The sequence below is a fragment of the Paenibacillus thiaminolyticus genome (assembly GCF_003591545.1).
GTDB classification, from domain to species: Bacteria; Bacillota; Bacilli; order Paenibacillales; family Paenibacillaceae; genus Paenibacillus_B; species Paenibacillus_B thiaminolyticus_A.
Genome location: NZ_QYZD01000001.1, coordinates 327,110 through 347,050 on the forward strand (window position 1 = coordinate 327,110; position 19,941 = coordinate 347,050).

Annotated in this window: 21 protein-coding genes; 16 read left to right on the forward strand and 5 right to left on the reverse strand. The window is 52.0% G+C overall.

Annotation, left to right across the window (positions count from 1 at the left end; all coding sequences use genetic code 11):
• Nucleotides 1-137: 137 nt before the first annotated feature.
• A complete protein-coding gene (locus DQX05_RS01700; protein WP_119790318.1) occupies nucleotides 138-449 on the forward strand; it encodes a dipeptidyl aminopeptidase in 312 nt (103 codons plus the stop codon).
• A 109-nt stretch (nucleotides 450-558) separates the two neighbouring features.
• Here DQX05_RS01700 and mscL read toward each other — a convergent pair whose 3' ends face one another.
• Together mscL and DQX05_RS01710 are read right to left on the reverse strand one after the other, a co-directional pair.
• Complete coding sequence (mscL, locus tag DQX05_RS01705) at nucleotides 559-1,068, reverse strand: large conductance mechanosensitive channel protein MscL (RefSeq protein WP_119790320.1); 510 nt, start codon at nucleotides 1,066-1,068, stop codon at nucleotides 559-561.
• An 87-nt stretch (nucleotides 1,069-1,155) separates the two neighbouring features.
• The gene (locus DQX05_RS01710) at nucleotides 1,156-2,058 is read right to left on the reverse strand and encodes a diacylglycerol/lipid kinase family protein (protein ID WP_119790322.1); all 903 of its coding nucleotides are present in this window, start codon (nucleotides 2,056-2,058) and stop codon (nucleotides 1,156-1,158) included.
• 223 nt (nucleotides 2,059-2,281) lie between these two features.
• Between DQX05_RS01710 and DQX05_RS01715 the strand changes: the two genes are divergently transcribed.
• Nucleotides 2,282-3,070 carry a sporulation protein gene (locus tag DQX05_RS01715; protein ID WP_119790324.1) on the forward strand — a complete coding sequence of 263 codons (789 nt, stop codon included), beginning with the start codon at nucleotides 2,282-2,284 and terminating at the stop codon, nucleotides 3,068-3,070.
• Nucleotides 3,071-3,110: 40 nt separating this feature from the next.
• On the opposite strand, the gene DQX05_RS01720 is transcribed toward DQX05_RS01715, so the two are convergent.
• Both DQX05_RS01720 and DQX05_RS01725 read right to left on the reverse strand, forming a co-directional pair.
• On the reverse strand, nucleotides 3,111-3,398 hold the full coding sequence (locus DQX05_RS01720; RefSeq protein WP_119790325.1) for a transposase: 288 nt from the start codon (nucleotides 3,396-3,398) through the stop codon (nucleotides 3,111-3,113).
• Nucleotides 3,399-3,535: 137 nt separating this feature from the next.
• Entirely contained in the window at nucleotides 3,536-4,714 is a 1,179-nt protein-coding gene (locus DQX05_RS01725; RefSeq protein WP_182914580.1) for an MFS transporter, read from the reverse strand.
• Between the two features lie 317 nt (nucleotides 4,715-5,031).
• Between DQX05_RS01725 and DQX05_RS01730 the strand changes: the two genes are divergently transcribed.
• Nucleotides 5,032-5,220: a hypothetical protein gene (locus tag DQX05_RS01730; RefSeq protein ID WP_006677863.1), complete on the forward strand. Its 189-nt coding sequence runs from the start codon at nucleotides 5,032-5,034 to the stop codon at nucleotides 5,218-5,220.
• A gap of 155 nt (nucleotides 5,221-5,375) precedes the next feature.
• Here the strand turns inward: DQX05_RS01730 and DQX05_RS01735 are convergent, their stop codons facing one another.
• Nucleotides 5,376-6,143, reverse strand: coding sequence for a hypothetical protein (locus DQX05_RS01735; RefSeq protein WP_119790327.1), 768 nt, complete (start codon nucleotides 6,141-6,143; stop codon nucleotides 5,376-5,378).
• A gap of 542 nt (nucleotides 6,144-6,685) precedes the next feature.
• On the opposite strand from DQX05_RS01735, the gene coxB reads away from it, so the two are divergent.
• The 13 genes from coxB to DQX05_RS01800 all read left to right on the forward strand — a co-directional run bounded on the left by coxB (nucleotide 6,686) and on the right by DQX05_RS01800 (nucleotide 19,706).
• A complete protein-coding gene (coxB, locus tag DQX05_RS01740; RefSeq protein ID WP_119790329.1) occupies nucleotides 6,686-7,759 on the forward strand; it encodes a cytochrome c oxidase subunit II in 1,074 nt (357 codons plus the stop codon).
• Between the two features lie 62 nt (nucleotides 7,760-7,821).
• Nucleotides 7,822-9,672 (forward strand): cytochrome c oxidase subunit I, encoded by a 1,851-nt coding sequence (ctaD, locus tag DQX05_RS01745; RefSeq protein ID WP_182914598.1) that lies wholly within the window; start codon nucleotides 7,822-7,824, stop codon nucleotides 9,670-9,672.
• Entirely contained in the window at nucleotides 9,669-10,289 is a 621-nt protein-coding gene (locus DQX05_RS01750; protein WP_119790332.1) for a cytochrome (ubi)quinol oxidase subunit III, read from the forward strand. The genes ctaD and DQX05_RS01750 overlap by 4 nt, the downstream gene beginning before the upstream one ends.
• A 3-nt stretch (nucleotides 10,290-10,292) precedes the next feature.
• Nucleotides 10,293-10,613 (forward strand): cytochrome C oxidase subunit IV family protein, encoded by a 321-nt coding sequence (locus DQX05_RS01755; protein WP_119790334.1) that lies wholly within the window; start codon nucleotides 10,293-10,295, stop codon nucleotides 10,611-10,613.
• Between the two features lie 110 nt (nucleotides 10,614-10,723).
• Nucleotides 10,724-11,632, forward strand: coding sequence for a cytochrome c oxidase assembly factor CtaG (gene ctaG / locus DQX05_RS01760; protein ID WP_119790336.1), 909 nt, complete (start codon nucleotides 10,724-10,726; stop codon nucleotides 11,630-11,632).
• A gap of 55 nt (nucleotides 11,633-11,687) precedes the next feature.
• Complete coding sequence (locus DQX05_RS01765) at nucleotides 11,688-12,149, forward strand: DUF420 domain-containing protein (RefSeq protein WP_087444044.1); 462 nt, start codon at nucleotides 11,688-11,690, stop codon at nucleotides 12,147-12,149.
• 257 nt (nucleotides 12,150-12,406) lie between these two features.
• Complete coding sequence (locus tag DQX05_RS01770; RefSeq protein WP_259391724.1) at nucleotides 12,407-13,174, forward strand: hypothetical protein; 768 nt, start codon at nucleotides 12,407-12,409, stop codon at nucleotides 13,172-13,174.
• A 61-nt stretch (nucleotides 13,175-13,235) separates the two neighbouring features.
• On the forward strand, nucleotides 13,236-13,625 hold the full coding sequence (locus DQX05_RS01775; RefSeq protein ID WP_119790338.1) for a GntR family transcriptional regulator: 390 nt from the start codon (nucleotides 13,236-13,238) through the stop codon (nucleotides 13,623-13,625).
• 22 nt (nucleotides 13,626-13,647) lie between these two features.
• Nucleotides 13,648-14,529, forward strand: a complete 882-nt coding sequence (locus DQX05_RS01780) for an ABC transporter ATP-binding protein (RefSeq protein ID WP_119790340.1) — start codon at nucleotides 13,648-13,650, stop codon at nucleotides 14,527-14,529.
• Between the two features lie 14 nt (nucleotides 14,530-14,543).
• Nucleotides 14,544-15,449: an ABC transporter ATP-binding protein gene (locus DQX05_RS01785; protein WP_119790342.1), complete on the forward strand. Its 906-nt coding sequence runs from the start codon at nucleotides 14,544-14,546 to the stop codon at nucleotides 15,447-15,449.
• Nucleotides 15,442-16,713: an ABC transporter permease gene (locus DQX05_RS01790; protein ID WP_119790344.1), complete on the forward strand. Its 1,272-nt coding sequence runs from the start codon at nucleotides 15,442-15,444 to the stop codon at nucleotides 16,711-16,713. The genes DQX05_RS01785 and DQX05_RS01790 overlap by 8 nt, the downstream gene beginning before the upstream one ends.
• Nucleotides 16,714-17,071: 358 nt before the next feature.
• The gene (locus DQX05_RS01795; protein WP_119790346.1) at nucleotides 17,072-17,770 is read left to right on the forward strand and encodes a response regulator transcription factor; all 699 of its coding nucleotides are present in this window, start codon (nucleotides 17,072-17,074) and stop codon (nucleotides 17,768-17,770) included.
• 583 nt (nucleotides 17,771-18,353) lie between these two features.
• Nucleotides 18,354-19,706 carry a 2-hydroxycarboxylate transporter family protein gene (locus DQX05_RS01800; RefSeq protein WP_119790347.1) on the forward strand — a complete coding sequence of 451 codons (1,353 nt, stop codon included), beginning with the start codon at nucleotides 18,354-18,356 and terminating at the stop codon, nucleotides 19,704-19,706.
• Nucleotides 19,707-19,941: the final 235 nt, after the last annotated feature.

The window sequence follows — 19,941 nt, forward strand, 5'->3', positions numbered from 1 at the left end:
AGTGAGAAATGTGATGCGTCGCTTTGCCAGCCCAAGCTTTCAAGGGAGCTTGATGCGTGGTGCATCGGGCGTGGCGCGAAGGGCAGTCTACCATCGGATGGAACCAAGCCGGGCGACAGCATAGAGGAGGAAGTCAGATGGAATGCATTGTTCATTTTGATGCCGTACACCGTGGAGAAGGAGAGATTGCGAAGCTGCGCGGGCTGGTCATGACGGAGGAAGGGAAGAAGCCGACGACGCCGGAACTGGAGGAGATGTTCCGGATGATGGGATATAACGTGCATTGCACGAATGAAAACAGTTTGGTTTTCGAGCCGGATACGAACGATGGCGATATTGAAGAGCTTCGCGTCAAGAAGCTGGATATCGGGGAGCAGTCCTACACCCCGGACATGCAGCTGCGCGCCATTGCCGAACAATTGATGAACAAGCCGAACCGGCCGATATAACGAACCGGAGCGCGGAGCGGACTTGTCTGGCAATGCGCACGAAAGGCCTTCTTCTCTGCATGCGGATCACCGCATGTCAGGGAAGAAGGCCTTGCTTCATGCCGGCCGGCTAGGCGTGTGCGCCGGACTCGTCCAGCATCGATGTGCAATGAGCACAGCGTACGGCCTCCTTCGGGATCTCCGAGAGGCAGTATGGGCATTCCTTCGTTGTCGGTTCCGCTGGCGCTTCCTCTGCTTTGTTCCGGCGGTGCAGCATATTCGTACCCTTCACGATGAGGAATACGCAGAGGGCCACAATCAGGAAATCGATGACGACATTGATGAATTGCCCGTAGGCAATGACGGGCACTCCGGCTTCTTGCGCTTGGGCAAGCGACATGGAAGAGACGGGTTGCCCGTTCACGACCAGATCCGGATCGAGCGGAATGAACAGATCCTTGAAGTTCACGCCGCCCAGCAGCTTCCCGATCGGCGGCATGACGAGATCGTTCACAACGGAGGTGACGATTTTGTTGAAGGCGCCTCCGATGATCACCCCGACGGCGAGATCGATGACGTTGCCCCGAACGGCGAATTGCTTGAACTCTTCAAAAAAAGAGCTTACTTTTGATTTGGCCATCCGATATCACTCTCCTTTCACGATAATAGCTGGCTGTCCGGATGATGCCATAAGTCCGGCATCATGACAGCGGGCACAGTGTGCCGGTCAGCGTGAGCGCGGCGGAATCATCATCTGCAGCTTGCCCTGAGCGGCAGCGGCGTGCAGCGGAGTAGCCGAGACGCACTCTCCGTCTCCGTATGTCCAGCGGCGGACCTCGGAGCGGATGCCTATCTGCCGGCCACGCAGCATAGTAACATACGGAAGCGTCCGATGGCGGCCCGAATAGACGGTCGGGAAGAGCCACAGCAGCGCCCAGCGGCTGCAGCCGTGCACGACGCAGACGTCCAGCACTCCGTCTCTGGCCTCCGCATCCGGGCAGATCGGGATACCGCCTCCGTAATAGGGGACGTTCGTAATGGCAGCCAGCCAGACGCCCTTGAAGGAGCGGACATCGCCGTCCACGACAATGTCCGCGTCTGCTGGCTGGAAGCGGAATAAGGTGCGCAGCAGGCCGTACACATACGCTAGCGAGCCGATGCCAAGACGGTTGAACCACCTTTTGAAGCGGCTCGCATTCACGTATTGCGCCACGTCCGCATCGAATCCGGTCGCGAGCGCGGTCAGCGTCCATTGGCCGTTCGCATAAATCAGATCGACGATCGACCGCTCTCCATGGAGAATCGTATGCAGCGCCTCCAGCGGATCCATCGGGAGGGAGAAGCCGCGCGCCGTGTCATTGCCCGAACCCGCGGGGATAATGCCTAGGGTTGCTTCCGTTCCGGCCAGCAGTGGCAGCAGGCGGTGAATGGTGCCGTCTCCTCCGATCACGACGATGAGAGCGCCGGGATTGCGCTTCACATAGTGCCGGACCGCCTCCTCCGCTTCTTCTGCCGTCCGTGTAATACTGGAGTCGTAAGGAATGTCGATTCTCCGCAGACAATCCTCTACGCTGCGCCAGATCCCTATTCCTCTTCCGTTCCCCGCATTGCGGTTTACCACACACAGCATCATGCTCTCTCCTATGTTGTATCGAGTCCAACGCGATTGCTGGACTAGGGTCATCTATGATTCTATTATCATAGCAAAACAGCGGTGGTTTGCGTGAACTTTTTGCAAGGAAGATCCCAGCAATGGGCAGGAAAAATAAGGGATTTGTCGAATAGATCGAATGGGCCATCGTATTCGAATGGACCGTGATCGCCAATAAGGAGTCCAGGGAGGCTGCTGCCGCATGTCCATGTTCAATCGTTTCTTGGCAAGCGCGATGTACGGAGGAAGCCAGATTGATACCTTGCTGGAGCGGGGGCGCTATGCGCCGGGTGAGGAGATGCGCGGCATCGTGAAGCTTCGCGGTGGCCCCTTGTCCCGAAGAATTGAAGGGATTCAGCTGATTTTGCAGACCGATTATGCGGAGCCGTACCTTCTGGAGGGCATGTCGAGGATCTGTACGTTGATGCGTTATCCCGTTTGTTCCTATGTGAGCGTGGAGCCGATGGAGACGAAGGAGCTTCCTTTTTGTGTCCAGCTTCCGGCCCATTTGCCTTTGACTATCGGAGATACGTCCGTCTGGCTGCAGACGGCGATGGAGACCGAAGAGGCGAGGGAGCCTTCGGACGAGGATCGGATTGAAGTGATTCCGAGCGTGGAGCAGAGCATCGTCATCGATGCGGTGAACCGGTTGGGCTTTCGTCTGCGAAGCGTTCATTGCCTCCCTTGGAATGGAAGCGGTTTCTCTTCATTCGTGCAGCCTTTTGAATTCATTGCCGACTCTTCCTTCCAAGAATTGATCTCCGTTCTGCGGCTTGTATTTCGGCGAGGGGCGGAGGGGATGGATCTGTATGTCTATACGGAGCCGGCATGGGAAGAAATGAAGGTGAATCCGCTGGCCGCTCCCCTCGAAGCCGACCATAGAATCAAGCACTACAAGCTGTCGGATATGGAGTGGCGGCTGCTCGGAGCGGAGGAGCTGGCAGAGGAACTGGCCGAATGGATTCGAACACAATATGGATATGTAACCTGAACAGAAGACGAGGGGCCCGCAGGCCCCCTTATCGTCAATCTTATTTATCGCCCTGATCGGTATGCTTGCGCGGATGCGTCTGCTTCGGCGGTTCTTCTTCCGCCTTGGGCACGAGCCGGGGATCGGTCCGGCCTTCATGGTGATTGTCGAACATGAACTCCTTCAGCTCCCACTCCGACGCGCCTAATTGCGGATCCGAGGGGAAGTGCTGGCCGCGGTGAAGCACTTCTTCCCGTCCCCATTCATTCGCATATATTCCGTCCACCTCGACCCTATCGCGGGACATTGGATTCATCTTATATTGATTATGCTCCTGTTCTTTTGTCATCGGTGCGCAGCTCCTTTTCTTCAGCATCCGTCTGCCGCGAGGGCGGTGCCGTCGCGCAGGCTCTCTATTATAGATGCCCTCGGTCAAGGAATTGTATCCGGGCCCGGCACGGTTGTCTGGCGGCTTCGTCGTCTCCGTTACTTTTCGGCAAACCAGCGTGACGGGAACAACAAATAAATAATCGAAATCGCGGCGAACAGGCCCGCGCTGATCCAGATGACTGTGCCGGCGGAGGATGCGTTCGCGATGACACCCCCGATAACGGGGCCGAGCAGCACGCCGATCCCTTCCACGGTGGAGAGCAGACTCCAGCCCAGACCTTTATGTCCGGGCGGGACATATAGAGCCAGCAGCGCGTTCCAGGCCGGCAGCACCGCGGAATAGGATATTCCGAGCAGGACGGCCAATCCGTAAGCGAAGATAACCGACGGATAGAGAGACAGTGAGGCAAGCGCCAGGCCGAAGATGCCGAAGCCGATAATCAGGAACGGCTTGCGGCCGACGCGGTCCGACCATTTGCCCATCGGGACAAGCCCGAGCACGGTGAAGCCGCCGCCAAGCACGAGCAGGACCGAATACTGCTGGCTCGAGAAGGAGAGCGTCTCCGCAGCGAAGGTCGGCAGAATCGGGACGAGCATGCTTGCGCCCAGCGTCTGCAGAATCATGCCCGGGAGAAGCGGCTTCATCGCCTTCACCTTCACTAGCAGGGCGTCCCACTGCTGCCGGAACGGAACGGGAGCGGCATCGGCCAACTGCTGCCTTCCGCCCCCGATGAAGAAGCTGAGCACCCAGGCGATACCCGATAAGGCGAACAGAAGCAGATAGGCGGTCTGCGGATGCTTGTCCACAATCAGGTTGAGCACGACCGGGCCCGCCCCCATCCCGACAAGCCAGATCATATAGAGAAATCCCATCTGCGCGGCCCGGTTCTCTTCCTTCACCTTGGTGAGGCACACGATCCATACCGGGGAGATGCCGACGCCATACAGGGCGGCTGCCGCGACGAACAGCCAGTCGCTTGCACCGTAATAGAACAGGCTGATGCCCGCGAAGGATATCAACAATCCGGCATTGATAATGAGCCGGGGGGAGAAGCGGTCAAGCAAATATCCAATCCCCATTTTCAAAATCGTATCCGTTAAATAGTGAGCCGTAATGGCGGTTCCGATAATGGCCAGGCTGATATGCAATATATTTTTCCCGTAGATCGGAATAAATGAAATCAGGGCGGCCCCCCGAACGAACTCCACAAAAAATAAAATAATAGCCAGCAAAGCGATATCTCTGCCTAATCCAAGTCCACGTAATCCCTTCAAGCACGTAACGCTCCTTTCCTAATTATCCCATTATAGCGTGTTCGCCAACCGCTTGCCAGCGATGGCAAAGGACGAACCGAAGGCATCCTACAGCGCTTGTCCCCGGCGGAACCGGAAGTCATTTCAAGATCGAAGTCGCGGTTCATTTCCAAGGTGCCCGATTCATTGCTTGGCGAACATTAGCGGTGTGTTTTTGCTGTGCTGTCGAATATGTTATAATAGAGAAACGGTTGCGAAGTTCCAGAAAGAGAAGCGAAACGTCCAGGCTGTACTCCATTGCGGAGCATGTTCTACAACGCTTTTGGGAGGGAATTTTCATGGCAACGAAAGGTCACAACGAAGTGAAAGAAAGTTTGTTGGAGATGACTCGCATTTTCCGTCCAAAAAATCCGCGGAAGTTTGTGAGGGAGTATATCCGGAAGTACCGGATTATGGGAGGCTATGAAGACGAACTGACTCATCTTGTAGAGCTTGAGCTTGGCAAGATCGACTCCAGCGTATCGTAATTCACACAGTCATGGCAGAGAGCAGGCGGATGGATGTACACCGGCCGCGTGCAGGACGTGCAGCAATCAAGATAGAACCGTCATTTTTTTAATATAATGAAGCGCTCCGAGCAGGTCGGAGCGCTTTTTTTGCGTCCTGCGGCGAGGCGCGGGCCTTACCGCATATAGCGTCGCAGATCTTCCCGGATGATGTCCTGCACCGGTTCCAGCGACTCCCCCGGGTATGCTCGCAACGCGTGAATCGAGACGGAATTGAACAATTCCTTATTGGCGCTCGTGTATACTTTGGCGAGGCTCGGGTCATGGCGCCGAATGGCCGTGTCCACCGTATGCAGGAATTCACCGGACAGATCGTCCATCCGCTCCAGCGTCCGCATCGGGCTGTGCTTGGTCGCAATCCGGGGAACCTTGCGCTTCATCTCGTCATCAAGAACGCCGCTGGTCTCGATTCGTCCCATGCCGTATTGCTCCCGGGTGCCTTTTCCGCCTCGCCCGTTCACCCCGTTGGCTGTCCCGTCGAGCGTCAAGGACACGTAGGCGGTGTCGTTCCACCGCAGAACATAGCCGACCGCGACTCCGTCAATGTTGCTGACGAGCGCGCTCAGCGGGCGATCCACATATAATGTATTGGGGCGGTGCAATTCCGGGCGGGCGAACCGTTTCCGCTCCAGACTGTTGCCCTTGGCGGTGTAATCGGGCGTGGCGATATCGGAATCGGTTGGGGTTGAAGGTCTCTTTTCCAGGGGCTGCACCGTCTTCCGGTTCGCGTAATTGGCGGTTGTATTGCCGTCATAGGATCTCGTTTTCTCGGAGCGGTAGCCAATACAGCCAGTCAAGCCGATGGCAATGCTTAGCGCACAGACGGTATAAGTGACAATTGAGTGAACATTGCGCTTGGGGTCGTCACCATTTTTTGACGACATAAGCATCCCTCCTTCAGTATTTACTTTATTTTTCTGAAAAACGGGTATAAGTATGCAGGGAGCATCGCCGTCAATGTTTGAGAATCGAAAATTTGACAACATCTTCTTGGTTTCGACACATTTCGATAGAGGTAAAATGATTTTGTAAGCGTTTGCATTTGTTGATATAACGGGCCAAAATGACTTTCTGAACACTTTGTGAACTGCCTCCGAAACATTGACAAATAAAATATTGGTAATTATATTTAGGTAAGTGATTGTATTAATTGACAGGATTACGACATCCGTGCTAAAAGCCGGTGACTCCTTGGGGACCGGTTGGATAGCCATGGGCATGAGTAAGCGTATGCAGCATGCCGCTACCTACACGGTCGAAGCCTTTCTTCCGTAGCGATTACAGCGTGCCGAGAGGACAGGAATCCCGCGCGTGGAGCAGAATGTATACGTTCGCATGAATGTATGCTGATGCATTCGGACAGAAGGGCAAGTGAAGGGGCATGAGATGCGGTAATCAGCGAAAACGTACAAAGTGGGGTTGATCAATGATGAAACGGTGGCATGCAGTGAAGCGACTCCTTCCTCTGTTAGCCGGGCTCGTCTTGCTGCTCAGTGCTTGTGGACGCGCGGATTTGTCCGCTCTCAATCCACAAGGTCCGGTAGCAGAGGGTCAGTTCGGTCTGATGAAGATTGCGATTTCGATAATGACGCTCGTAGTCGTTGCCGTATTCGCGCTTTCCATTTATGCCGTCATCCGCTTCCGCAGACGGCCGGGTGACCAATCGATTCCGAAGCAAGTAGAAGGCAATCACAAGATGGAAGTTATTTGGACGGTTATTCCGATTCTCCTCTTGATTATTCTGGCAGTGCCGACCGTGAAGTATGTGTTCGCCTTCGCTGAAGATTACAGCAAGGATCCGGACGCGATCAAGGTGAAGGTAACTGCGCACCAGTTCTGGTGGGAGTTCGAGTATCCTGAACTGGGCGTACATACAGCACAGGATATGATCATTCCGGAAGGGAAAAACGTGGCGGTCGAATTGCGGACGGTTGACGTTCTTCACTCGTTCTGGGTACCTGCTCTGGCAGGGAAGATGGACACCAACCCGTCGGGCAACGTGAACAAAATGTACTTCAGCGCGAACCAGGTTGGAGTATACCGGGGCAAATGCGCCGAGTTGTGCGGACAGTCCCACGCCTTGATGGAATTCAAGGTCAAATCGGTAAGCGAGGAGACATTTAACGCTTGGGTTAATGAGATGAAGGCAGAGCCGAAGCCATTCGAGGGCGATGCGCAAGTCGCCGAGAGCTTCAAGCAGAACTGCCTGACCTGCCACGCTATCGATAATGCCCCTTCCCTCGGCCCGAACTTGAAGGGAACGGGAAGCCGCGAAGCTGTCGCCGGCATCATGCTCAACCGGGATACGATTGACGAACCGATTGAACAGCAAGTGGTGGAAGATCATTTGCGCCAGTGGATTCTTGATCCGCAGAAGGTGAAGCCAGGGAATACGATGCCTAAATTCGAGGGCGTATTGTCAGAGCAAGAGCTTGACGGCATTGTGAAATATCTGGCGGAATACAAACTTGATTCTCTGAAAGAAATCAATAAGCAATAGAAAAGCATCTTCTAGGGGAGGTAACGACCTTGGCTCACACGGTGAAGCGTTATCGCGGCTTAATGGATTGGCTGACGACGGTCGACCATAAGAAGATAGGTATTCTTTACCTTATTGCCGGAGGGGTATTCTTCGGTATCGGCGGTATTGAGGCCATCTTAATACGTATACAATTGATCAAACCGAATTTCGAGTTCGTGGATGCGCAATTATTCAATGAATTGATTACGATGCATGGGACGACCATGATCTTCCTGGGCGCCATGCCTCTGATATTCGCCCTCATGAATGCGATTGTACCGCTGCAGATCGGGGCCCGGGACGTTGCGTTCCCGTTCCTGAATGCGCTCGGCTTCTGGACATTCTTCTTCGGAGGGTTGCTCCTCAACCTGAGCTGGCTGTTGGGTGGAGTGCCTGACGCAGGCTGGACCTCCTATGTTCCATTGTCCAGCACGGATTACAGCCAGCATCACGGAGTTGACTTCTATGTTCTCGGCCTGCAGATTGCCGGTCTGGGCACGCTGATCGGCGGCATCAACTTCCTGGCGACGATCATCAACATGCGCGCGCCGGGAATGTCGTTCATGCGGATGCCGATGTTTACCTGGACGGCGTTCATTACGTCCGCGCTTATTTTGTTCGCTTTCCCTGCCGTTACGGTAGGTCTCGTATTGCTCATGTTCGACCGTCTCTTCGGAGGGAACTTTTTCTATACTCCGAATGGCGGTAACGTCATTCTATGGCAGCATATCTTCTGGTTGTTCGGTCACCCTGAAGTATATATTCTGATTCTTCCTGCGTTCGGTATTATCTCGGATGTCGTCAGCACATTCTCGCGCAAGCGTCTGTTCGGGTACAGCTCCATGGTTTTCGCCACCGTGCTTATCGGGTTCCTGGGCTTCATGGTCTGGGCGCACCACATGTTTACGGTTGGCCTAGGGCCGGTTGCTAACGCGCTCTTCTCGATAGCGACGATGCTGATTGCCGTTCCGACGGGGATCAAAATATTTAACTGGGTATTTACGTTATGGGGCGGTTCGATCAAGTTCACGACCGCCAATCTGTTTGCAGTAGGGTTCATCCCTACCTTCGTTATGGGGGGGGTCACCGGGGTCATGCTTGCCGCGGCGCCGGCAGACTTCCAGTTCCACGACACCTATTTCGTCGTAGCCCATTTCCACTATACGATTGTAGGCGGGCTTATCCTTGGTCTGTTCGCAGGCTTCCATTACTGGTGGCCGAAGATGTTCGGCCGGATGCTGAACGAGAAAATAGGCAAGGCCACGTTCTGGATGTTCTGGATCGGCTTCCAACTGACGTTCTTCATCCAGCACTTCCTCGGCTTGATAGGTATGCAGCGCCGCGTCTTTACGTATTTGCCGAACCAGGGCTTCGATACGATGAACCTCGTCAGTACGATCGGGGCACTGATGATGGGGGTCGGGGTATTGCTCTTCCTGGCCAATGTTATTATCTCGCACCGTCATAAGCAGGTTGTCGGCAACGATCCTTGGGAAGACGGACGTACACTGGAGTGGACGATTCCATCTCCGCCGCCGGAATACAACTTCAAGCAGACTCCGCTTGTGCGCGGATATGATGCTTGGTGGAAAGAAAAGATGGAAGGACGTACGGAGATGACGCCGGCCGAACCGGTTGGAGCGATCCATATGCCTTCACCTTCCATCTTGCCGTTCATGATGTCCGTAGGGCTGTTCATTGCCGGCTTTGGATTCATGTTCGCCAAGGACGATTTCAAAAATGGGGCGTTGAATTTCCTGTTCAACAACCATCTCATTGCGATTTTTGGATTGGTGATTACGTTTGCGTGTATGGTCGTTCGTTCCCTCAAGGACGATCACGGCTATCATATTGAACCGGAAGAGTTGGAGCAGAAGGGGGTAAAAGCATGAGCGCACCTGCACACCAGGCTGACAGCCACTGGCCTCACGAACCGGAAAAAGCGACGTTAGACGGCCGCAATAAAGTAATTGGCTTCTGGCTTTTCCTTGGCGGCGAAGCGGTGTTGTTCGGCACGTTGTTCGCGACATTCCTCGCGCTCCGCGATCAGATAGGCGATGGACCGGCTGCGAGCGAGCTGTTCCAGCTTCCGATGATTGCGGCCGTGACGGCAATCCTGCTGGTGAGTTCCTTGACGAGCGTATTCGCGGTTCAAGCTCTGCATCGCAATGACATCAAGTCTCTGATTACGTGGCTCATCGTTACCGTCGGTCTCGGCTTCTGCTTCCTCGGCTTCGAGATTTACGAGTTCGTCGAGTATGTCCATGAAGGCCATACGTTTACGACAAGCGCCTTCAGTACATCGTTCTATACGCTGGTCGGCTTCCACGGCGCGCACGTTGCCTTCGGGGTCGTCTGGATCTCTATCCTGATCGGCCAACTCTTCAAGAAGGGGTTGAACCTGGTTACGGCGCCTAAAGTCTATGTGTCTGCGATTTACTGGCACTTCATCGACGTCGTATGGGTATTCATCTTTACGGTTGTCTACTTGATGGGAAAGGTGGGGTAAGCGATGGCAGCTCAAAACGTGGCATCCAACTCGTCGAATCGCCGTCATAAGCATGAAGGAAAGCAAAAGCATATCATTGCTTTTATCTTCTCTATCGTACTGACGCTTATCGCCTTTGTAATGGTAGCTTCCGCCGGTATCGTGAACAAAACCTTCACCTATATCCTGCTTCTTGTTATGGCTGTGCTGCAGGTCATCATTCAAATGGCCTACTGGATGCATATGAAGGACAAAGGCCATATGTTGCCCATTGTCTTTATGATAGGTGGAGCTTTCGTCGCATTCCTGGCGATTATTATGGCTGTATATTGGGTCTGGTGGTAAGCCGAATCGGATATTTAGAAAGAGGGGACGCACAGGCGTCGCCTCTTTTTCCGTAATAGAGCAAAATGTGGCGAAATGATGGCATCCGCAAGAGAAGGAGATGAACGAGATTGTTGGAATTAACGAAATACTTTAGCCTGTATGATGTATGGAGTCCGTTGTTTCTTGTCTCTTCGGTGCTTGTTATCATTCTCTATCTGGGAATTACGGGCCCGTATAGACGAGTGTTCGCCCAGGTTGATCCCGTGCCTGTACCTAAGAAGCTCATGTTCATTAGCGGCGTACTGCTGTTATATTTGGCCCAAGGAGGCCCGCTTAATATCATGAGCCATATGATGCTGACGTTCCATATGCTGATGATGGCCATAACCTACATTATTGTGCCGCCATTGATTTTATTGGGCATACCGGCCTGGCTATGGAAGTATTTGCTTGATCGCAAGCCCTTGCGGCGGCTGAAAGGATTCATGCACCCGATCCTTATGGCCGTCCTGTTCAATGCGTTGTTCTCGTTCTACCATGTGCCGGCAATACATGACTACGTGATGACGCATTACGCGGTTCATGTCGTCTACTATATCGTTCTGTTCTTCGCATCCATGATCATGTGGTGGCCGATTGTCGTGCCGGTCCCGGAGTGGGTTATTCTGAGCGACGTCAAAAAAATGGGCTACATTTTCTTGAACGGCATGCTGATTACGCCGGCGTGCGCGCTTATTATTTTTGCGAGCGAGCCATTGTACGCGACTTATGTGGACAAGGAAACGTGGATCCTAGCGATGGGTTACTGCCTTACCGGGGATCCGAGCAAACTGCTGGCCGCTTTTGACGGCCCTGAATTTTTCAACTGGTTCTCGCCAGAGGAGGATCAGCAGCTCGGGGGCGTCGTGATGAAGCTGGTGCAAGAGATTATGTTCGGCTGTATTCTGTATTATGTCTTCATTCATTGGTACCGTAGAGAAAGCAAAGAGGATGACGATATTGTGGACACTCTTCCGGACGGGCAGCTCCATTCATAGAATTGGTTTATAATAATAGGAAAGTCTGAATTGAGGTAGAGGAGGCATACCATTCGTGGATTTGTATAATCTTATGCCTGCGGTAAGCACGACATTTATCGTCATTAGTGCGATTCTGGTCGCGATCGGCTGGGCGCTTATCATCAAGGGCAAGCGCGAGGCGCACAAGAAGACGATGATCGCCGCAGCCGTGGCCGCCCTTCTGTTCTTTATCATTTACGTGTCACGAACCATATTTGTTGGCAACACATCCTGGGGCGGCCCGGAAGGATTGAAGACGATTTATCTCATTTTCCTGCTGTTCCATATTGTGCTTGCTACCGTGGCGGCCGTATTCGGCATAACGACATTAGTTAGCGGATTCCGGTCCAAATTCAAGCTGCACCGCAAAATCGGAAAAATCACCTCGATCATCTGGTTCATTACAGCCATCACCGGCGTTACCGTATATACGCTTCTTTATATACTGTACCCAGGTGGCCACACGAAGCCGGTCATCGATGCCATCTTTGGCTAGGTCCGCGATCAAGCCCTTATGCTTGCTTCCGATTAGGGGAGCGTGGCATAAGGGCATTTTTTACTGTCAAGCATTCCGCGTGAAGGAAGATTCCTCGCCCGGGATGCTTTTTTTATAGGTCCGAAGTCGCATATCATCGGAATCGAGTCTTGACAAAAAAATGGCGAAGTGATTATACTGTGTATAAAGATATACACAGTAAGTACAGTGCTGCATGGAGGCAGCGGCTTCAATATACAAGACACGGGGTTGTTCACATGTTATGGATGGATACGAGAATCGAGGGGATATCGGTGAATAAGCAGTTGAAGGATGCGTGGATGCTGGTCAAGACGGACCTGCTTCGCTTTAAATGGGGAGCGCTGTTTACCTTGCTGTTCAGTTGCTATATGGGGGCTATCTCGACGCTGCTGCTGAACGGCTTGTTGAATTCGGATCAGGAGGGCGATACTTTAGTTCTCCGGGCGGTTGTTGATTTTGTCTACCTCCTCACCTTGCCGAATTTGGGCTTCTTTTTCTCTCGGCGGAACACGCGCTATTTGCAGGAGGATTCTTATACGAAATGGATGAGGAAGCTGCGCATTCTGCCGATTGATGTGGGTACGATCGCCTTATCACGCTATATGATGCTTGCGGTTGCCTTCGTTCTGAATATGACAGTGTTCTTCACCTTCCAGCTGATGCTCAGCGACAGTCTGCAATCGACCTTCTCGCCGCTGTCGCTCGTCGCCTTTGTGCTCGTTCTGACCGCGTACTCCATCGTGGTTCAGACGGTTTACATCCAGTTTGAACTAGGCAAGCATGCCGGGAGCTACCTGCGACTCATCTTTATTGTCATGTTCATCATACTGGCCCTCTCTGTTATCGTGACCTTGTCCGGGGGAAGCATGATGATGGCCGTTATCTATATAGCCAAGTATTATCCGTGGGTAAGTGGCTTGATCGCCGCAGGCGTCATTGTCCAGGCATTCGTTATCGGCATGGCCGTCACCCGGAATACGATTCGCAATCGGGATCTCGATTAGACGGGCATAACCTCTGTAATGTAACGATTACCAATATGAAGAGTCAGGGGGTGGGCAGGCGGTGTTCATACCGATCAACATTAATGAGAACAGCTCGGAACCGTTATATGCGCAGATTACGAATCAGCTGCGCGCGATGATTTTGAGCGGTTATCTGGATGAAGGGATGCTGCTGCCGTCGATTCGTGAATTTGCCCACCAATTGCGGTGCAGCGTTATTACGGTCCGAAGAGTGTATCAGGATCTGGAGGCTGAAGGGCTGCTGCGGACGAAGCAGGGAACGGGGACGTTCGTTGCTCCGGTCGGGGCCGGCGAGCGGGAGCGCTACCGCACGCAGGCCGTGGAAGATGCGCTCTTGGAAGCGGTGGAGGCCGCCATGCGGGTTGAGATGTCCGCGGCAGAGCTAGCGCACATGCTGGAGGACCTGATCCGGCAGAAGCAGATGAAGTAATCCGGAATGAGGAGAGAGTGCGATGAATACCGAGCCGGTCATAGTATTGAAGGACGTGGTGAAGCGAAGGGAGCGGCTGCAAATTGGACCGTTGAACATACAGATTCCCCAGGGCTGCGTCACCGCGATTGTGGGAACGAACGGGGCCGGGAAGTCGACGCTGATGGGCATGTTCATGGGCTTCATTAAGCCGGACAATGGCACCGTTGCGCTCTTCCAGGAGGCCAATCTACCGGAGCCGGACACGTCTGTCAAGACCCGCATCGGTTATGTGGCGGAGAGCCCCAATACGGAGGAGGATGATCTCACCGCGGAAGCGGCAGCATCCTTCACCGCTTACTGGTATGAGCGTTGGGATTGGAAGTTGTACCATCATCTGATGGCCCGGTACGATATCCCCCCGAAGACGAAGCTCAAGAAGCTGTCCAAAGGGATGCGCCGGAAGCTTGATCTTATCCTCGCCATCTGCCCGCAGCCGGATCTCCTGCTGCTGGATGAGCCGTCTTCCGGCTTCGATCCGATTTCATGGCGGATGATGATTGAAGATTTGAATTCGTATTTGGAAGAAGGCCAGCGTTCCGTTGTCATTGCGACGCATATTATCGAGGAAGTGAAGCGGCTGGCCGATTATGTTCTGTTTCTGCACAAGGGTCAGGTGCTGCTTGTCATTGAGAAGGATGCGCTGTTCGATGCCTGGAAGGAATTCTGGGTAGAAGGGGAAGCCGAGGATTATGCCGGCGTTCCGGGCGTCGTCAAGGTGATTCAGGAGCGGCACGGGGTGCGGCTGATTACCAGTCAGGCGGATCGGACCGATGCGTTCTTAGAGGAGAATGGAATTATTCCGCGGCAGACGGCCGGCATCGAGCTGGATGATATTCTGGCGTATTTAATCGAGTTGAATTAGGAGGTTCGAAGCGAATGAAGCCATTGGAGTTGAAGCAAGTCGTGAAGCAGTATGGGGACAAGACGGCCGTCAACGGCTTGAGTCTGGACGTCGAAGAAGGGGAAATTTACGGTCTGCTCGGGGCGAACGGCGCGGGGAAGACGACGACGATGCGCATGGTGCTTGGTCTTATTTACCCGGATGGAGGAGAGATCCGTTATAATGGCAAGCCGTTCCATACCGAGCTTCAGCACACGCTAGGGTACTTGCCGGAAGAGCGGGGCATGTATCCGAAGATTCGGGTAAGCGATCAAGTGACCTACTTGGCGCAATTGCGTGGAATGCCGCGCAAGGAAGCGGACCGGAATCTCAAATATTGGCTGGAGCGCTTCAATGTGCCGGAGAACTACAACAAGAAGATTGAGGAGCTGTCCAAAGGAAATCAGCAAAAGATCGGGTTCATCGCCGCCATCGTGCATAAGCCGAAGCTGCTCATTCTGGATGAGGCGTTCAGCGGGCTTGATCCGGTCAATGTCGAGCTGCTGAAGGAGACCGTCAAGGAGCTTCGCGACCAAGGCACGAGCATTCTGTTCTCGACCCACCGGATGGAGCATGTTGAGGAGTTGTGCCGCAATGTAACGATTTTGCAGAAGGGTAATGCGGTCGTCCAAGGCTCGCTCCGGGAGTTGAAGTCCCGTTACCCGCGGGAACAAGTGCTGCTTCGTACGGCTGGGGAAGTGGAAGGGCTCGGCTCGATTCCGGGAGTAGCCGGCGTGAACCGGACGGAGGAAGGTTACCGAATTCGGATCAGCGACGAGGCTGCGGCGCAGGAGATTTTGCAGAAGGCGCTCGTCCAAGGTCCAATTCAGCATTTCGAAGTGAAGGAGCCGACCTTGAACGAAATCTTCATCAAGGCGGTAGGAGGTGATTCGAATGAATAATGTATGGACGGTTATCGGATTTACGCTGCGGACAAAGTTAATGACCAAATCGTTTCTCATCTCGACCCTCGTTCTGGCTCTGCTGATTAGCGTGGGCGCCAATGTCCCGTACTTTATCTCATTATTTTCGAAAAACGAGCCGTCGACGATCGGTATCGTCTCCGGACCGCATCCAGACATTGCGAAGTCGCTGATGGACCATTACGCCAAGCAGGAGAAGACAGACTTCCGCTTCGTGCCGTATACGGACGCGACGGAGGAGCAGTTGAAGAAGGATGTGCAGGCCGGGGAGATCGAAGGGTATATCATGTTCGAGGACAAGGCGCAGGGAGAATTTCCGCTCGTCGTCTATTCCGGGAAAGACGGACTTGACATGGAGAAGGAATCAAAGCTGACGGGCACGCTCACGCTGATTAAGACGGAGTGGCTTGTCAAGGATTCGCTGACTCCGGAGCAGATCGCCCAATTGAACCAGCCGGTTCAAGTCGAGAACAAGACGATCCTGAAGGAAGGCGGCAATACCGGCAAAGAGGAGAACCCTGCCAAGAAAGGGATATCTATCGTCGTCGTCACCGTGCTCATCATCTTATTCTTCATGACAAATACAATGACGGGGAATATGATCGCGTCCGAGGTTACGCAGGAAAAGAGCTCGCGGATTATGGAGATTCTTATTACGAGCGTCTCGCCGCTCGCCCAGATGTTCGGGAAGATTATCGGGATGTTCATCCTTGGATTGATGCAGATTGTGCTCTTCTTCCTCGTCATGATCGGGAATCTGATGCTGCCGCATAACAATGCGCCGCTGAAGGCCATTAACTTCGATATGTCGATGATCGATTGGAATGTCGTAGGCGGGGGGGTACTGCTCTACGTATTGGGCTACTTCCTGTACGCGACCTTGTTCGCGGCGGTTGGCTCGATCGTTAGCCGGACAGAAGATCTTGGCCAAGCGATTATGCCGATTACAATGTTGACGTTGGCGGCGTTCTATATTGCCATCTTCAGCGTCTCGACGCCGAATTCACTGCTGGTGAAGATTTCTTCCTTTATTCCGTTCTTTACGCCGACCTCGATGCTGCTGCGCCTTGGCGCAGGCGAGGTAGCCTGGTGGGAATTCGGGACATCGATCGTTATCCTGCTCGCCTCGGTCTTCGTATTCGGCTGGCTGGCGGCCAAGATTTACCGCACCGGCGTCCTGATGTACGGCAAGCGCCCGTCGTGGAAAGAGCTCCGCAAGGCGATGAAGGCGTACAAGATTTAAGTTGTGTGGGTAACGGGAATAGCGATGGAGATCCTTACCGTAAAGTTAAAAAGAATACTAAAGCTGATGAAGTAAGAAATCCAGCTTTGGAGGCAGAAGTAGAAAACGAAAACACGGCCGTTATTCCAAATTAAGGGATATCGGCCGTGTTTTTTCGATTTTTCGTTGCTTAGTGAAAAAAGCAAGTTATTTCGTGGTCTCCTTTCATCGGATCTCCTTTTTTTAGGTTTGACTTCTTGATTTTTCAGAAAAGTGTTGATAAACTTCACCTTAAAAGGTCATGGGAATAAAATCACATTCTTTGTCCGATAAAAACTCGTGTGCAGCCTTGATCTTAACGAAGGAGTGTCGGATAAGTATGAGCAAAGCAAAGGTACTCGTCGCCGATGATGAAGACTATATTCGAAAGCTGATCACCACTGTTCTTGAAAGCGATAACATGCAGGTATTTCAGGCGAAGAACGGAAGCGAAGCGATGGATATGATCCAAAAGCAAGCCTTTGATCTGATCATTCTTGATATTGTGATGGATCATATCGACGGTTACGGCGTTCTCGGGAAGACCCGCGCACTTGGCATCAACACCCCGATCGTCTTCCTTAGCGGCAAGAAGGAAGACACGGATCAGATCATCGGCTTCGGCTTGGGTGCCGACGGTTACATCACCAAGCCCTTTAGCCCGCAGGTTATGTGCGCCCAGGTGAAAAATCACATCCGGCGCTACCGCGAGATGCTCGAATCGAAGGATAAGTTTTCTAAATTGGCCTTGGGGCCGTTCCTGTTCAATCTAAAAACGTATACGTTCTACAAAAACGGCGAAGAAATCACGCTTTCCTCCAAAGAAGCGCTGCTGATGAAATTTTTGATGGAGAATCCCAACCAGGTGTTCAGCAAGGAGCAGCTGTACCAGAACGTCTGGAAGGAAACGGTGATCGACGACAATACGATCATGGTGTACATCCGGCATCTGCGAACAAAAATCGAGGATAAGCCCGATAAACCGAAATATATCCAGACGGTTTGGGGGATCGGATACCGTTTTACTGTGGAAACCTAGAACAAAATTGCATAAGCCAAAAGACCGTCAGGACCATCCTCCTGGCGGTCTTTCGTTTTCGTTCAAATCTTAAAAAATAATAAGATTCGATCAGAATACTTTAAGAACTGCAATCTACAATGAAATTATCTCAATCCCAGATGATAACACGCTCTGGATTAGCAAGAAATGAAAACGTTAATAAGAATCTGGATGCTGTTATAAAGGAGGATGATCCAACATTCGATGGGAGAAGCAATACACGCTTAATCATTTCGACATCGGAAAGGAAGAAATCCATTGAACGAGCCTCGACAAGAATGCTCGCTATGTCACGGCAATGGAAGGACATTGGACAAAGCTGGGCAAATTTGCGATCAATGTGCGGACTTGCTGGAGTTTGGTTACCCATCCTTCCCCGCTTACCCGTTAAGCGAAAAAAAAGCCGAATACCAGGAAGCTCGATTGCAGAAAAATGGGAAGCGTTTACAGTGAGCGTAACCACGCGAAAAAAGGTATCCCATTTGTATGGTGAAGTGCCGCTTCTGAAAGCGCTTACATAATTCATGGCCCTGTAATTCATTCAGTTTAGGAGGAAATAACGATGTCAAAACTATCACCAACGTTAGGTTCCGAGGGGATTGGAACCTCCTCAAAGGGGAATTTTCTATCCCTTAACATGTACGGGGTGCCTTTATGGGCATGGTTCGCCGGTTTCGTAATCGTGACATTATCTATTGTCACCAAATCTATCGAAACATCTTTTGCCGGAAGTATTATGTTATTGTATGTTGTTGGATTTTTCTTTGGGAAGGTCGGAGATAACCTTCCTATCTGGAAAGACTATCTCGGCGGCGGCGCCTTGCTTTCTTTCTTGGGCGCTTCATTTTTAGTGGCTCAAGGTATTATTCCTACTGAAGCAGCAGACGGAGTAAAGAATCTTTTTGACAAAATGGGAATGCTTGACTTTTTTATTGCGGTCATTATCACCAGCTCCATTTTGGCAATTAATAGAAAGTTTTTGGCAAAAGCTATTGGCGCATTTATTCCGATGGTTGTCGTCGGTACAATTACTGCAATAATCTTTGCGATTGTAGGCGGATTAATTGTTGGTGTGCCTTATAAAGAAGTCGTCATCAATTATGCATTTCCGATTATGGGCGGCGGAAATGGCGCCGGGGCCATTCCGATGAGTAAAATTTGGGGCCAAGTTACTCAGCAAGACCCGACAATTTGGTATTCCTCGGCAATCGCAATCTTAACAATTGCCAACATTTTCTCCATCATTTTCGCAGCAATTTTAAATGGAATCGGAAAGAAAAAGCCGAAGTGGACCGGTAACGGCGAATTGATTAAAGGTCAAGTCACTGCTGCAAACGAAGCCAAAAAGGAAAATAATGCCACAATGGCGGACGCAGTTTTTGGGCTGTTTGTTGCCATGGCCTTCTTTGCTCTGGCAAATTTGGTTGGTAACGGGCTGCTTCCAAGTATCGGTTCCTTCAAGGTTCACCCTTATGCTTACATGGTTATCTTTTTGATCCTTGCAAATGCATGTAACGTCATTCCTCAACGTGCAAAAGACGGGTTGAAAAAGGTTAACGAATTTATGATGGGTAAAATCATGTATGTCTTTTTGGCAGGTGTTGGTATCACTTTTACCGATTTTAGCGCACTGCTTCATGCAGTTAATCTGCAAACCACTGTTATTTGTATCTTTACGATTGCAGGCGTTTCCGTCGGATGTTGGTTCTTTGCTAAAATGGTTGGCTTCTATGAAATTGAAGCCGTCATTGCCGGCGGTCTGTGCCACGTTAACCGCGGCGGCTCGGGTGACCTTGAAATATTGGGCGCATCGAACAGAATGATCTTGATGTCTTATGCGCAGCTGGCTACCCGTCTCGGCGGAGCCATGATTCTGGTGGCAGCAGGCGTAATTTTCGAGTTGTGGTTGAAGTAATGATATAAGGGCGGGTTGGCGTTGCTGTGCCAGCCTGTCTTTGTTGTCGGGGCTTCCATTGTAGCGGCAATCACGGCTTTCTTGATCCCGACAAATGTATCGAAAGCGAAAATCTTTAAAAAATTTTAAGATGAAGCCAGAATACTTTAAGATTTTTGTTCTACGATGGGTATATCTCGAGATCAGCAGATTCGTTAAGAATGATTTTACAAGTCGGAATCTGGGAATCGCTTAA